Here is a 15,039-nt window from a genome sequence, read left to right as displayed (position 1 = left end):
TATAAACCATTGGTCGCTCTTGACCTTTCCTGACACTTCCCTTGTTCGCAATAATATTCTGTTTAGTCGCTGTTTATAAATAACATGCATAATGAAATCGTAATGTTATTTAGCGACATAAAATGTCTTTGCAAATACTCTCTACAACAAGTGCTGCAATAAACTTGTTGAGATTAGGTGTCCTTGTAATTTAAAGATATTATCGTTCTTCGTGAAGTGTAATAACCCTGGAAACTATATTCTCAGGGCAATATCCCATCAAGAATGATTCTTGTTTTATAAGCAATAACAGAATGACTTAATTGTTAACTTTCTTTATTCAGCTACTTAAATATAAATTTTGGAGAATTATGAAACTCAAACATGTCGGTATGATTGTCGTTTCTGTGTTGGCGATGTCGTCTGCTGCGGTAAGCGCAGCCGAGGGTGATGAATCAGTAACGACCACTGTTAATGGCGGTGTTATTCATTTTAAAGGTGAAGTGGTAAATGCCGCTTGTGCGATTGATTCAGAATCAATGAACCAAACGGTTGAGCTGGGTCAGGTCCGTTCTTCTCGTCTGGCTAAAGCGGGTGACCTCAGCTCCGCCGTTGGCTTCAATATCAAGCTGAATGATTGTGATACCAATGTTTCCAGTAATGCAGCTGTTGCATTCCTGGGTACTACTGTCACCAGTAATGACGACACATTAGCGCTGCAGAGTTCAGCGGCAGGCTCTGCCCAAAATGTCGGTATTCAAATTTTGGACCGTACGGGGGAGGTATTAATACTTGATGGTGCCACTTTTAGCGCTAAAACTGACTTGATTGATGGCACGAATATATTGCCGTTCCAGGCTCGATATATTGCTCTCGGGCAGTCAGTAGCTGGTACTGCAAACGCAGATGCGACCTTCAAAGTTCAATATCTATAATTCAATCTTAAGGTGGCTATACGTCATCTGAAATTGAAACAGGGTGTGTGTGGCATGGCTACGCACACCCTAGCAACTCAGAAATGTGAATCTCATTATTAATGAGGAGTGGTTTGTATTTGGAGCGCTATGAAAAATCACATAATATCTAAACGATCAATAAACAACAGTAGTTAAATTTACTGTTATTTAAAAAATTTACTTTGTAGCAAGGTTTTCCTATTAAAAGAGAACCAACATTTATTTCAAACGCATTAAGTCTGGAAACCCGGCGACTCGCCAATGTATTAGCAACATTTACCGATTGTCTGATGTAACGGTTTCCCCGCTTATCCTCTTAACACATGGAGAATGCATCAGATGCAAACTACGCGTACCCCCTACTCTATTTCCTTTATGGCGACAGTGTTACTTTTATTGCTCTTTGCTTGCCATAGCACCATTGCCAACGCAGCTGTCGCACTGGGTGCGACGCGGGTAATTTATCCGGCAAACCAGAAACAGGTTTTATTGCCTGTCACGAATAATGATCCTGCCAGTGTCTATCTCATTCAGTCATGGATAGAAAATGCAGGTGACCAAAAAGACACCCAGTTTGTCATTACCCCACCGCTTTTTTCCATGCAAGGTAAAAAAGAGAATACGCTGCGGATAATCAACGCCACTAATCATCAGTTACCAGGCGACCGTGAAAGCCTGTTCTGGGTTAATGTTAAAGCTATTCCTGCTATGGAAAAAGATCAGAAGAATGAGAATACATTACAGCTGGCAATTATTAGCCGCATAAAAATGTTTTATCGCCCCACGAACCTGGCAATGGCACCTGAAGAAGCGCCTGCAATGCTTCGGTTTCGTCGCAGCGGCAGCAAACTCACTCTTATTAATCCAACGCCCTACTTCATTACCGTAACAAATATGAAAGCAGGAAATAGCAATCTCCCAAACACCATGGTGCCGCCAAAAGGTGAAGTATCGGTGGATATCCCGCATGCTGCAACCGGGGATATCAGTTTTCAGACGATCAATGATTACGGTGCATTAACTCCGCGTATTAAGGCAACCATGCAATAAGCCAGTGACCTAATTAATAATAAACTCAATCGGAATTAAAAATGACAGCCTTTCATGCCGCATTTAAGGCATATCGTATGCATCAGGTGTTAATACTGCCTCGCTTTGCACGGCTTACCTTTGCCCTTGGCTTAGCAACTGCGGTTTTTCCCGTTGACGCAGAGTATTATTTTAATCCACGGTTTTTAAGCAATGATCTTGCTGAATCTGTCGATTTATCCGCCTTTACTAAGGGACGCGAGGCACCACCTGGTACATATCGGGTCGACATTTATTTGAACGACGAATTTATGACTAGTCGGGATATTACTTTTATTGCAGATGATAATAACGCAGATCTCATCCCATGCCTGAGTACAGATCTTCTTGTCAGTCTTGGCATAAAAAAATCAGCGTTATTAGACAATAAAGAACATTTGGCAGAAAAACATGTGCCGGACAACAGCGCATGCACACCACTTCAGGATCGTTTGGCCGACGCATCAACTGAGTTTGATGTTGGTCAGCAACATCTGTCACTCTCCGTTCCGCAAATTTATGTCGGCAGAATGGCTCGCGGCTATGTTTCTCCTGATCTGTGGGAAGAAGGAATAAATGCTGGGCTTCTAAACTATAGTTTTAATGGTAATTCTATTAATAATCGTAGTAACCATAATGCAGGAAAATCCAACTATGCATATTTGAATTTACAGAGTGGCATCAACATTGGTAGTTGGCGACTGCGCGATAACTCAACGTGGAGTTATAACAGTGGGAGTAGCAATTCATCTGACAGCAATAAATGGCAGCATATCAATACGTCGGCTGAACGTGACATTATTCCCTTACGCTCACGCTTAACGGTAGGTGATAGTTATACCGATGGCGATATTTTTGATAGTGTGAACTTTCGTGGCCTCAAAATAAATTCAACAGAAGCGATGTTGCCCGATAGCCAACATGGTTTCGCTCCGGTGATTCATGGTATTGCCCGCGGCACCGCACAAGTGAGTGTAAAACAGAATGGATACGATGTTTATCAGACTACTGTCCCACCCGGCCCTTTTACTATTGATGATATCAACTCTGCGGCCAATGGTGGTGATCTGCAAGTAACCATAAAAGAGGCAGACGGCAGTATTCAGACATTATATGTTCCTTATTCGTCTGTTCCGGTTCTCCAACGTGCTGGATATACGCGTTATGCGCTTGCCATGGGGGAATATCGTAGTGGAAATAACCTGCAAAGCTCCCCCAAGTTCATACAAGGTAGCTTGATGCATGGACTGGAAGGAAACTGGACACCTTATGGCGGAATGCAAATTGCAGAAGATTATCAAGCCTTCAACCTTGGTATTGGTAAAGATTTAGGACTTTTTGGTGCCTTTTCTTTCGATATCACGCAGGCCAATACGACACTTGCAGATGGCACCCGTCACAGCGGGCAATCGATTAAATCCGTCTACAGCAAATCCTTCTACCAGACGGGAACCAATATCCAGGTCGCAGGATATCGCTATTCTACGCAAGGTTTTTATAACTTATCCGACAGTGCCTACAGTCGAATGAGTGGTTACACCGTCAAGCCTCCTACCGGAGACAGCAATGAGCAGACACAATTTATTGATTATTTTAATCTGTTCTACAGTAAGCGTGGTCAGGAACAAATAAGCATCTCTCAGCAGCTTGGAAATTACGGTACGACATTTTTCAGTGCCAGTCGCCAAAGTTACTGGAACACGTCACGCAGCGACCAGCAAATATCATTTGGATTAAATGTGCCGTTTGGTGATATTACGACTTCGCTGAATTACAGCTATTCCAATAATATATGGCAAAACGATCGGGATCATTTACTTGCTTTTACGCTTAATGTTCCCTTCAGTCATTGGATGCGTACAGACAGTCAGTCGGCATTTCGTAACTCAAACGCCAGTTACAGTATGTCAAACGATTTGAAAGGCGGCATGACCAATCTATCGGGAGTTTATGGCACTCTGCTGCCGGATAATAACCTGAATTATAGTGTTCAGGTCGGTAACACCCACGGGGGTAATACATCGTCTGGCACCAGTGGTTACAGTTCTCTTAATTATCGTGGAGCTTACGGTAATACGAATGTCGGTTACAGTCGGAGTGGTGACAGCAGCCAGATTTATTACGGAATGAATGGTGGCATTATTGCTCATGCTGATGGCATCACCTTTGGACAGCCGCTGGGCGACACAATGGTTCTGGTTAAGGCTCCTGGCGCTGATAATGTCAAAATAGAGAACCAGACCGGAATTCATACCGACTGGCGTGGCTATGCCATATTACCATTTGCGACAGAATATAGAGAAAATCGTGTCGCTCTTAACGCGAATTCCCTTGCAGATAATGTTGAACTGGATGAAACCGTGGTCACTGTCATCCCAACTCACGGTGCTATTGCCAGAGCAACATTTAATGCACAAATCGGCGGGAAAGTATTAATGACGTTGAAGTACGGTAATAAGAGCGTTCCATTCGGTGCAATTGTCACACATGGAGAGAATAAAAATGGCAGCATTGTCGCGGAAAACGGTCAGGTTTATCTGACTGGACTTCCACAGTCAGGGAAATTACAGGTTTCATGGGGCAAAGATAAAAACTCAAACTGTATTGTCGAGTACAAGCTTCCTGAAGTTTCTCCTGGTACCTTACTGAACCAGCAGACAGCAATCTGTCGCTAAGGAACAATAGATTATGAAATACAATAACATTATTTTCCTCGGTTTATGTCTGGGGTTAACCACCTATTCTGCTTTATCTGCAGATAGCGTTATTAAAATTAGCGGGCGCGTCCTCGATTATGGCTGCACAGTCTCATCGGATTCGCTTAATTTTACCGTAGATCTCCAAAAAAACAGTGCCAGACAATTTCCAACGACCGGTAGCACAAGTCCAGCCGTCCCTTTTCAGATTACGTTAAGTGAATGCAGTAAAGGGACAACGGGGGTTCGGGTTGCATTTAACGGTATTGAGGATGCAGAAAATAATACTCTGTTGAAACTGGATGAAGGAAGCAATACAGCCTCCGGTTTGGGTATAGAAATACTGGACGGAAATATGCGTCCGGTGAAATTGAATGACCTTCATGCCGGGATGCAGTGGATCCCACTGGTACCAGAACAGAACAATATTTTGCCTTACTCCGCTCGTCTGAAGTCAACTCAGAAGTCCGTCAATCCGGGACTGGTGAGGGCTTCGGCAACCTTTACCCTTGAATTTCAATAATCAGAGTCAGATATGAAAAGACTTCACAAGAGGTTCCTGTTAGCTACGTTTTGCGCGTTATTCACAGCAACTCTCCAGGCCGCCGATGTCACTATCACTGTTAATGGTCGGGTAGTCGCTAAACCCTGCACTATTCAAACCAAAGAAGCTAACGTTAATCTCGGGGATCTTTATACGCGCAATCTGCAACAACCTGGTTCTGCATCAGGCTGGCACAATATTACTTTGTCATTAACCGATTGTCCGGTTGAAACAAGTGCAGTGACGGCAATCGTGACAGGTTCAACTGACAATACGGGTTATTACAAAAATGAAGGTACTGCCGAAAATATTCAGATAGAGCTAAGGGATGACCAGGATGCGACGTTAAAAAATGGCGATAGCAAAACGGTTATTGTTGATGAGATCACTCGTAATGCACAGTTTCCACTTAAGGCAAGAGCTATCACGGTGAATGGAAACGCAAGCCAGGGAACGATCGAGGCGCTAATCAATGTGATCTACACCTGGCAATAACGTCGATTCGATTTTCTTAGCCTCCTTTTTAAATCAATTTTTTAACCTTAGGATATATCATGGGTAAAACAATAAGTATGAAGCTTCTGTTCGGTATTTATCTTCTATTAATGGCAGGCAAAGTTTTTGCCTTCAGTTGTAATGTCGATGGCGGGTCAAGTATTGGAGCAGGTACAACCTCTGTTTATGTTAATCTCGACCCTGTAATACAACCGGGCCAGAATCTGGTTGTAGACTTGTCTCAGCATATAAGTTGCTGGAATGATTACGGCGGCTGGTACGACACTGATCATATAAACCTGGTACAAGGCTCAGCTTTCGCAGGCTCTCTACAGTCATATAAAGGATCGCTGTACTGGAATAATGTGACCTACCCCTTCCCGTTGACGACAAATACTAATGTATTAGATATTGGTGATAAGACACCGATGCCATTACCGTTAAAACTCTATATTACCCCAGTCGGTGCGGCCGGTGGAGTTGTCATAAAAGCCGGGGAAGTTATTGCCCGTATTCATATGTATAAAATTGCCACGTTAGGAAGCGGAAATCCGCGTAATTTTACGTGGAATATTATTTCAAATAACAGTGTTGTTATGCCAACAGGCGGCTGCACCGTTGATAGTCGTAATGTCAACGTGAATCTCCCGGACTTTCCTGGAAGCGCAGAAATACCCCTTGGCGTATATTGCTCAAGTGAACAAAAGCTCTCATTTTATCTTTCGGGTGCTACCACTGACAGTGCCAGACAAGTGTTTGCTAACACAGCACCAGATGCAACAAAAGCATCGGGAGTGGGTGTCTCTCTGATGCGTAATGGAAAAATACTGGCTACGGGAGAAAACGTCTCCCTGGGGACAGTAAATAAAAGCAAAGTACCTCTGGGTTTAAGCGCAACCTATGGACAAACAGGAAACAAAGTTTCAGCCGGAACCGTCCAGTCAGTCATTGGTGTCACTTTTATCTATGAATAATTGTGATTTTGACCTTAGTCTATGCGCTCCATTCGCGAAAATTGCGCGGATAATTATTTTGTGAAGGCTATTATCCTACACCTGTAAGAAAATCCGCGCACAATTGAAGCCAGAGTCTTATTTTTTATATTGAAAAACATGTTAATTTAAACACTATGAGAGATGATGCTTAACTTATCGTATTTATACCATTCTATTATTTAACGATAATAGATTAAAAATAGAAAGAGAGTAGTCCCCTACTCTTATATATCCATATTGACGATAATCCCTTTGTATATACTGTGCATCATCGCTATTTCAAATCCTAATAATTCATTTCCACACAGGATAAGTAGATGAAGAAAAAAATTGAATCCTACCAGGGGGCTGCCGGTGGTTGGGGTGCTGTTAAATCCGTAGCGAATGCAGTACGTAAGCAGATGGATATACGCCAGGATGTTATTGCCATGTTTGACATGAATAAGCCAGAGGGCTTTGACTGTCCGGGTTGTGCATGGCCAGATCCTAAGCACAGTGCGTCATTCGACATTTGTGAAAACGGCGCAAAAGCAATCGCCTGGGAAGTCACGGATAAGCAGGTAAACGCCTCTTTCTTTGCTGAGAATACGGTTCAATCATTACTTACCTGGGGAGATCACGAGCTTGAGGCTGCGGGGCGTCTCACCCAGCCTTTGAAATATGATGCCGTCAGCGACTGTTACAAGCCATTAAGCTGGCAACAAGCTTTCGACGAAATTGGCGAACGCCTTCAAAGCTATAGTGATCCCAATCAGGTTGAATTCTATACTTCGGGCCGCACTTCCAATGAAGCTGCCTTTCTTTATCAGCTTTTTGCTCGTGAATACGGGAGCAATAACTTCCCCGACTGCTCCAACATGTGCCATGAACCGACCAGTGTGGGTTTGGCAGCGAGTATCGGTGTAGGTAAAGGGACCGTGTTGCTGGAAGACTTTGAGAAATGCGATTTAGTCATTTGCATTGGGCATAACCCTGGTACAAACCACCCTCGCATGTTGACTTCGTTGCGCGCTTTAGTGAAACGGGGAGCGAAAATGATCGCCATCAATCCTCTACAGGAACGTGGCCTGGAGCGATTTACCGCACCGCAAAACCCGTTTGAAATGCTGACGAACTCTGAGACTCAGTTGGCCAGTGCCTACTATAACGTGCGCATTGGTGGTGATATGGCGTTGCTCAAGGGGATGATGCGCCTGTTAATTGAGCGCGATGATGCTGCAAGCGCCGCAGGTCGGCCCTCATTGCTGGATGACGAATTTATTCAAACGCATACCGTCGGCTTTGACGAGCTACGCCGTGACGTGCTCAATTCCGAGTGGAAAGATATCGAACGTATTTCTGGATTAAGTCAGACTCAAATCGCCGAACTGGCTGATGCATATGCCGCTGCCGAACGCACCATTATCTGTTACGGAATGGGGATCACTCAGCACGAACATGGTACCCAGAATGTACAGCAACTGGTCAATCTGCTGTTGATGAAAGGTAACATTGGCAAGCCTGGTGCGGGTATCTGCCCACTACGAGGTCACTCTAATGTACAGGGCGACCGAACCGTCGGTATCACCGAGAAACCGTCTGCAGAGTTTCTGGCTCGCCTGGGTGAGCGCTATGGTTTCACCCCACCTCATGCACCTGGACATGCTGCAATTGCCAGCATGCAAGCAATATGTACGGGGCAGGCTCGAGCATTGATCTGCATGGGGGGCAACTTTGCTCTGGCAATGCCAGATCGGGAAGCGAGCGCTGTACCGTTAACACACTTAGATCTGACGGTACACGTAGCCACTAAGCTTAACCGCTCTCATCTGCTGACCGCACGGCATAGCTATATTCTGCCGGTTCTGGGACGCAGCGAGATTGACATGCAAAAAAGCGGTGCGCAGGCGGTAACCGTTGAGGATTCAATGTCGATGATTCATGCCTCGCGTGGCGTGTTAAAACCCGCCGGTGTAATGCTGAAATCAGAGTGTGCAGTGGTCGCGGGAATCGCGCAGGCAGCACTACCCCAGAGCGTGGTAGCCTGGGAGTATCTGGTGGAAGATTATGATCGCATTCGCAATGACATTGAAGCTGTGCTGCCAGAGTTCGCCGACTATAACCAGCGCATCCGTCATCCCGGTGGTTTTCACCTGATAAATGCAGCTGCTGAAAGGCGCTGGATGACGCCGTCAGGTAAGGCTAATTTCATTACCAGCAAAGGGCTGTTAGAAGATCCCTCTTCAGCGTTTAACAGTAAGCTGGTCATGGCGACAGTACGCAGCCACGATCAGTACAACACGACGATTTATGGTATGGATGATCGCTATCGAGGGGTATTCGGTCAACGAGATGTGGTCTTTATGAGTGCTAAACAAGCTAAAATTTGCCGTGTAAAAAACGGCGAAAGAGTTAATCTTATTGCGCTTACGCCAGACGGTAAGCGAAGCTCACGCCGCATGGATAGATTAAAAGTGGTCATTTACCCTATGGCTGACCGCTCACTGGTGACCTATTTTCCAGAATCGAATCACATGCTAACACTTGATAACCACGATCCATTAAGTGGCATTCCTGGCTATAAAAGTATTCCGGTTGAATTAGAACCATCAAATTAATTCGCCTCCTCATTTCTTCTGCTGTCATCCGCACAGCAGAAGAATTCCTCATTGACCATTGTCGCGCAATTTACTCACATGTGCTAAATTAAACTGCTCGTTATAAGATATATACCTCCGCCTACAGCTGTAAGAAACTCCGCTCAGTACTGAAGCGCCAGTCCTATTTCCTCTATTCTCCAGCCTGTTATATTAAGCATACTGATTAAGGATGCTTAACGTCATTCGTTTAATAAACACATTTGAAATGCATGCGACCATAGTGAAAAATAAAATCACGCAAAGAGACAACTATAAAAGGATCATGTCTGTAATTGTGGTTGTCTTATTACTGACCCTTACATTGATAGCCATTTTTTCGGCAATTGATCAGCTGGGTATTTCAGAAATGGGTCGCATTGCAAGGGATCTTACACATTTCATTATCAATAGTTTGCAAGACTGAAAATAAACAGCAAATTATAAATATGAAATGTTAAAAAAGTATCGATAAAAACTTTATTGTTTTAAGGAGATAAAATGTCGCTCGTTTGTTCTGTTATATTTATTCATCATGCCTTCAACGCTAACATTTTAGATAAAGATTACGCCTTCTCTGACGGCGAGATCCTGATGGTAGATAACGCTGTTCGTACGCATTTTGAACCTTATGAGCGGCATTTCAAAGAAATCGGATTTAATGAAAATACCATTAAAAAATATCTACAATGCACTAACATCCAGACAGTGACGGTGCCTGTTCCTGCGAAGTTTTTACGTGCTTCAAATGTACCGACTGGATTGCTTAATGAAATGATTGCTTATCTCAACTCGGAAGAACGCAATCATCATAATTTTTCAGAACTTTTGCTTTTTTCTTGCCTGTCTATTTTTGCCGCATGTAAAGGTTTCATTACACTATTAACTAACGGTGTGCTATCCGTTTCCGGGAAAGTGAGAAATATTGTCAACATGAAGCTGGCGCACCCATGGAAGCTGAAAGATATTTGTGACTGCCTGTACATTAGTGAAAGCCTGTTGAAGAAAAAACTTAAGCAAGAGCAAACGACATTCTCACAGATTCTTTTAGATGCCAGAATGCAGCACGCAAAAAATTTGATACGCGTAGAAGGTTCAGTCAATAAAATTGCCGAACAATGTGGTTATGCCAGTACATCTTATTTTATTTATGCGTTCCGCAAACATTTCGGCAACAGTCCGAAGAGAGTTTCTAAGGAGTACCGTTGTCAAAGGCACACCGGTATGAACACGGACAACACGATGAGTGCTTTAGCTATTTGATTATTTGCTAACGAGTAGTCAACCACACACGCTGCGTAAGAATTAAATGGGGCAGCCATTTCCTGCCCCGCGTTGTTTTTAGGCGATATATTTATTGAAATAAATAAGTGACATTCATCACATATTTATGCATTTGCATAACCCGTTGCATGATTATTTATGATCTCAATTCGGCATTTTGTCAGTAAAATACAATAATTTATTAAATATCAATGGATTAGTTGTTTATCATCGAGAAATTACTTAGTAGAACAGAAAGTAATGTCAACGCTTTATGGACTGTTATTTCCCTTTTTTTAGCTAAATCTGCTATCTCTTTATGTGACTAACTTCACTTACATTCACTTATTTCTCTTCGTAAAATTACTTTGGAATTAAGTACAATAAGAAGAGGAACATTTATGAAGTCTGCATTAAAGAAAAGTGTCGTAAGTACCTCGATATCTTTGATACTGGCATCTGGTATGGCTGCATTTGCTGCTCATGCGGCAGATGATGTAAAGCTGAAAGCAACCAAAACAAACGTTGCTTTCTCAGACTTTACGCCGACTGAATACAGTACCAAAGGAAAGCCAAATATTATCGTACTGACCATGGATGATCTTGGTTATGGACAACTTCCTTTTGATAAGGGATCTTTTGACCCAAAAACAATGGAAAATCGTGATGTTGTCGATACCTACAAAATAGGGATAGATAAAGCCATTGAAGCTGCGCAAAAATCAACGCCGACGCTCCTTTCATTAATGGATGAAGGCGTACGTTTTACTAACGGCTATGTGGCGCACGGTGTTTCCGGCCCCTCCCGCGCCGCAATAATGACCGGTCGAGCGCCCGCCCGCTTTGGTGTCTATTCCAATACCGATGCTCAGGATGGTATTCCGCTAACAGAAACTTTCTTGCCTGAATTATTCCAGAATCATGGTTATTACACTGCAGCAGTAGGTAAATGGCACTTGTCAAAAATCAGTAATGTGCCAGTACCGGAAGATAAACAAACGCGTGACTATCATGACAACTTCACCACATTTTCTGCGGAAGAATGGCAACCTCAAAACCGTGGCTTTGATTACTTTATGGGATTCCACGCTGCAGGAACGGCATATTACAACTCCCCTTCACTGTTCAAAAACCGTGAACGCGTCCCCGCAAAAGGTTATATCAGCGATCAGTTAACCGATGAGGCAATTGGCGTTGTTGATCGTGCCAAAACACTTGACCAGCCTTTTATGCTTTACCTGGCTTATAATGCTCCGCACCTGCCAAATGATAATCCTGCACCGGAGCAATATCAGAAGCAATTTAATACTGGTAGTCAAACAGCAGATAACTACTACGCTTCCGTTTATTCTGTTGATCAGGGTGTAAAACGCATTCTCGAACAACTGAAGAAAAACGGACAGTATGACAATACTATTATTCTCTTTACCTCCGATAATGGTGCGGTTATCGATGGTCCTCTGCCGCTGAACGGGGCGCAAAAAGGCTATAAGAGTCAGACCTATCCTGGCGGTACTCACACCCCAATGTTTATGTGGTGGAAAGGAAAACTTCAACCCGGTAATTATGACAAGCTGATTTCCGCAATGGATTTCTACCCGACAGCTCTTGATGCAGCCGATATCAGCATTCCAAAAGACCTTAAGCTGGATGGCGTTTCCTTGCTGCCGTGGTTGCAAGATAAGAAACAAGGCGAGCCACATAAAAATCTGACCTGGATAACCTCTTATTCTCACTGGTTTGACGAGGAAAATATTCCATTCTGGGATAATTACCACAAATTTGTCCGCCATCAGTCAGACGATTACCCGCATAATCCCAACACCGAGGACTTAAGCCAATTCTCTTATACGGTGAGAAATAACGATTATTCGCTTGTCTATACAGTAGAAAACAATCAGTTAGGTCTATACAAACTGACGGATCTACAGCAAAAAGATAACCTTGCCGCCGCCAATCCGCAGGTCGTTAAAGAGATGCAAGGCGTGGTAAGAGAGTTTATCGACAGCAGCCAGCCACCGCTTAGCGAAGTAAATCAGGAGAAGTTTAACAATATCAAGAAAGCACTAAGCGAAGCGAAATAACTAAACCTTCATGCGGCGGAATTTTCCGCCGCCTTATTGAGCGAGATAGCGATGCACGTTACAGCCAAGCCCTCCAGTTTTCAATGTAATCTCAAATGTGATTACTGTTTTTACCTTGAAAAAGAGTCGCAGTTTACTCATGAAAAATGGATGGATGACAGCACTCTGAAAGAGTTCATCAAACAATATATCGCAGCGTCTGGCAATCAGGTCTATTTTACCTGGCAAGGCGGTGAACCCACTCTGGCTGGCCTGGATTTTTTCCGTAAAGTTATTCACTATCAACAACGCTATGCAGGCCAAAAACGTATTTTTAATGCATTACAAACGAATGGCATTTTATTGAGTAATGAATGGTGTGCCTTTCTCAAAGAACATGAGTTTCTGGTTGGTATCTCGATCGATGGACCCCAGGAGCTACATGACCGTTACAGACGCAGTAATTCTGGTAACGGTACTTTTGCAAAAGTGATAGCAGCCATCGAGCGTCTGAAATCATATCAAGTAGAGTTTAATACGTTAACCGTCATTAATAACGTTAATGTCCATTACCCTCTTGAGGTTTATCATTTTTTAAAATCTATCGGCAGTAAACATATGCAATTTATCGAATTGCTCGAAACCGGGACGCCGAATATTGATTTCAGTGGTCATAGTGAGAACACATTCCGTATCATTGATTTTTCTGTGCCTCCTACGGCTTATGGCAAGTTTATGTCGACCATTTTTATGCAATGGGTTAAAAACGATGTGGGTGAAATTTTCATCCGTCAGTTTGAAAGCTTTGTCAGCCGTTTTTTGGGGAATGGGCATACCAGTTGTATTTTCCAGGAGTCCTGCAAGGATAATCTGGTTGTTGAAAGTAATGGAGACATTTACGAATGCGACCATTTTGTCTATCCACAGTACAAAATTGGAAACATTAATAAATCTGAACTCAAAACGATGAACAGTGTACAACTGACAGCGCAAAAAAAACGGATTTCAGCGAAATGTCAGCAATGTGCATATAAACCTATCTGCAATGGCGGTTGTCCTAAGCATCGTATTACTAAAGTAAACAATGAGACTGTTTCTTATTTTTGCGAAGGTTATAAAATCCTTTTTTCAACCATGGTACCTTATATGAACGCCATGGTGGAGTTAGCTAAGAACAGAGTACCGCTTTACCACATCATGGATGTTGCAAGACAAATGGAGAATAATTAATAACGCTCCCTCTTTGCTCCAGTCTTAGCTTCGTTCTTATGGCCTTAACAAGACACCCGACATAAATTACTGTTGGGTGTTTCGTCATCATCATCTTCCCTTGCGAAAATTCTGGCTTACGTGGCATGCGTCAGGGCATTAGCAATACCCTTGATTATCAATAGCATAACCGTAACCATTGAAAATAAATAATTTCTTTATATTTCATAATGTTAAATGACACTTAAATAAATTTCATCAGTAAATCATTGCCATAGATAATCATTGGATGGCACAATCAATTTTCGCTAATGATAACCATTCCCATTACGTTTCGTATGTTGATAGCAAAGTATCTCTGTCTGCTGAAGCCCTTTTGGCTGCGTAAGAATAATAAAACTTCAGTGCTGTTAATCATTATTATCCTCGCCATGATCCTTGGCGTGGTTAAAATTCAGGTCTGGTTAAACGACTGGAATAATGATTTTTTCAATGCGCTAAGCCAGAAAGAAACCGATAAGCTTTGGCAGCTTGTCCTTTGGTTCCCTGCCCTGCTGGGGATCTTTGTATTAATATCCGTAAACAAAACATGGCTAATTAAACTACTGACTATTCGCTGGCGCGAATGGTTAACAGATTACTACCTTAATCGCTGGTTTGCAGATAAAAACTACTACTTCACGCAGATCTACGGTAAGCATAAAAATACAGATAACCCTGACCAACGTATCGCTGAAGACATTCTCTTACTGATCAGCAAAACGCTCAGTCTTTCATTTGGCTTCATCCAGTCACTTAGCATGTTGATCACCTTTACCGTTATTCTTTGGCAAAGCGCGGGTACGCTCTCATTCACTGTTGGTGGAACAGAATGGAATATCCAGGGGTATATGGTCTATACCGTCGTGCTCATTGTGATCGGTGGAACTTTATTTACTCATAAGGTTGGTAAACGTATTCGTCCGCTTAATGTGGAAAAACAACGTAGCGAAGCGACATTTCGAACTAATCTTGTGCAGCATAATAAGCAGGCTGAACTGATTGCGCTAAGGAAGGTGCGAATAAGCGGGGAAATACTTCTCGGCTGACTCAGTCATTTCATTTCTTCATGTTTGAGCCGATTTTTTCTCCCGTAAATGCCTTGAATCAGCCTATT

Annotated in this window: 12 protein-coding genes and 1 pseudogene; 12 read left to right on the top strand and 1 reads right to left on the bottom strand. The window is 42.9% G+C overall.

The window, feature by feature from the left end; translation table 11 throughout:
* Window positions 1-350 precede the first annotated feature (350 nt).
* The 11 genes from fimA (at window position 351) to ACJHWK_RS14855 (ending at window position 13,904) form a co-directional block, all read left to right on the top strand.
* Window positions 351-914, top strand: a complete 564-nt coding sequence (gene fimA, locus ACJHWK_RS14905) for a type 1 fimbrial major subunit FimA (protein ID WP_001296758.1) — start codon at window positions 351-353, stop codon at window positions 912-914.
* 360 nt (window positions 915-1,274) lie between these two features.
* Window positions 1,275-1,985, top strand: coding sequence for a fimbria/pilus periplasmic chaperone (locus tag ACJHWK_RS14900; protein ID WP_001195159.1), 711 nt, complete (start codon window positions 1,275-1,277; stop codon window positions 1,983-1,985).
* A gap of 41 nt (window positions 1,986-2,026) precedes the next feature.
* On the top strand, window positions 2,027-4,678 hold the full coding sequence (locus ACJHWK_RS14895) for a fimbria/pilus outer membrane usher protein (RefSeq protein ID WP_021523083.1): 2,652 nt from the start codon (window positions 2,027-2,029) through the stop codon (window positions 4,676-4,678).
* A 13-nt stretch (window positions 4,679-4,691) separates the two neighbouring features.
* A complete protein-coding gene (locus tag ACJHWK_RS14890) occupies window positions 4,692-5,222 on the top strand; it encodes a fimbrial protein (RefSeq protein WP_000876770.1) in 531 nt (176 codons plus the stop codon).
* A gap of 12 nt (window positions 5,223-5,234) precedes the next feature.
* Complete coding sequence (locus ACJHWK_RS14885) at window positions 5,235-5,738, top strand: fimbrial protein (RefSeq protein ID WP_000825458.1); 504 nt, start codon at window positions 5,235-5,237, stop codon at window positions 5,736-5,738.
* Window positions 5,739-5,797: 59 nt separating this feature from the next.
* Window positions 5,798-6,712, top strand: coding sequence for a fimbrial protein (locus ACJHWK_RS14880; RefSeq protein WP_000520697.1), 915 nt, complete (start codon window positions 5,798-5,800; stop codon window positions 6,710-6,712).
* A gap of 338 nt (window positions 6,713-7,050) precedes the next feature.
* Window positions 7,051-9,330, top strand: coding sequence for an acid resistance putative oxidoreductase YdeP (ydeP, locus tag ACJHWK_RS14875; RefSeq protein WP_001523285.1), 2,280 nt, complete (start codon window positions 7,051-7,053; stop codon window positions 9,328-9,330).
* 247 nt (window positions 9,331-9,577) lie between these two features.
* Window positions 9,578-9,775 carry a two-component system connector SafA gene (gene safA, locus ACJHWK_RS14870; protein WP_020233198.1) on the top strand — a complete coding sequence of 66 codons (198 nt, stop codon included), beginning with the start codon at window positions 9,578-9,580 and terminating at the stop codon, window positions 9,773-9,775.
* A 74-nt stretch (window positions 9,776-9,849) separates the two neighbouring features.
* Window positions 9,850-10,611 (top strand): acid stress response transcriptional regulator YdeO, encoded by a 762-nt coding sequence (ydeO, locus tag ACJHWK_RS14865; protein ID WP_000060474.1) that lies wholly within the window; start codon window positions 9,850-9,852, stop codon window positions 10,609-10,611.
* A gap of 401 nt (window positions 10,612-11,012) precedes the next feature.
* A complete protein-coding gene (locus ACJHWK_RS14860) occupies window positions 11,013-12,695 on the top strand; it encodes a sulfatase-like hydrolase/transferase (RefSeq protein WP_001523282.1) in 1,683 nt (560 codons plus the stop codon).
* A 51-nt stretch (window positions 12,696-12,746) separates the two neighbouring features.
* Window positions 12,747-13,904 (top strand): anaerobic sulfatase maturase, encoded by a 1,158-nt coding sequence (locus ACJHWK_RS14855; RefSeq protein ID WP_001314726.1) that lies wholly within the window; start codon window positions 12,747-12,749, stop codon window positions 13,902-13,904.
* On the opposite strand, the gene ACJHWK_RS14850 is transcribed toward ACJHWK_RS14855, so the two are convergent.
* Window positions 13,870-13,992 carry a hypothetical protein gene (locus tag ACJHWK_RS14850; protein ID WP_122452221.1) on the bottom strand — a complete coding sequence of 41 codons (123 nt, stop codon included), beginning with the start codon at window positions 13,990-13,992 and terminating at the stop codon, window positions 13,870-13,872. The genes ACJHWK_RS14855 and ACJHWK_RS14850 overlap by 35 nt on opposite strands.
* Window positions 13,993-14,194: 202 nt before the next feature.
* On the opposite strand from ACJHWK_RS14850, the pseudogene ACJHWK_RS14845 reads away from it, so the two are divergent.
* Window positions 14,195-14,932: pseudogene (locus tag ACJHWK_RS14845) on the top strand (SbmA/BacA-like family transporter); the annotation flags it as partial.
* Window positions 14,933-15,039 lie beyond the last annotated feature (107 nt).

This window comes from Escherichia sp. WS547 (assembly GCF_046486065.1).
Lineage (GTDB): Bacteria > Pseudomonadota > Gammaproteobacteria > Enterobacterales > Enterobacteriaceae > Escherichia > Escherichia coli.
Note: the sequence above shows the minus strand (reverse complement) of the source record. Positions and strands in the feature narration are given on the sequence as shown.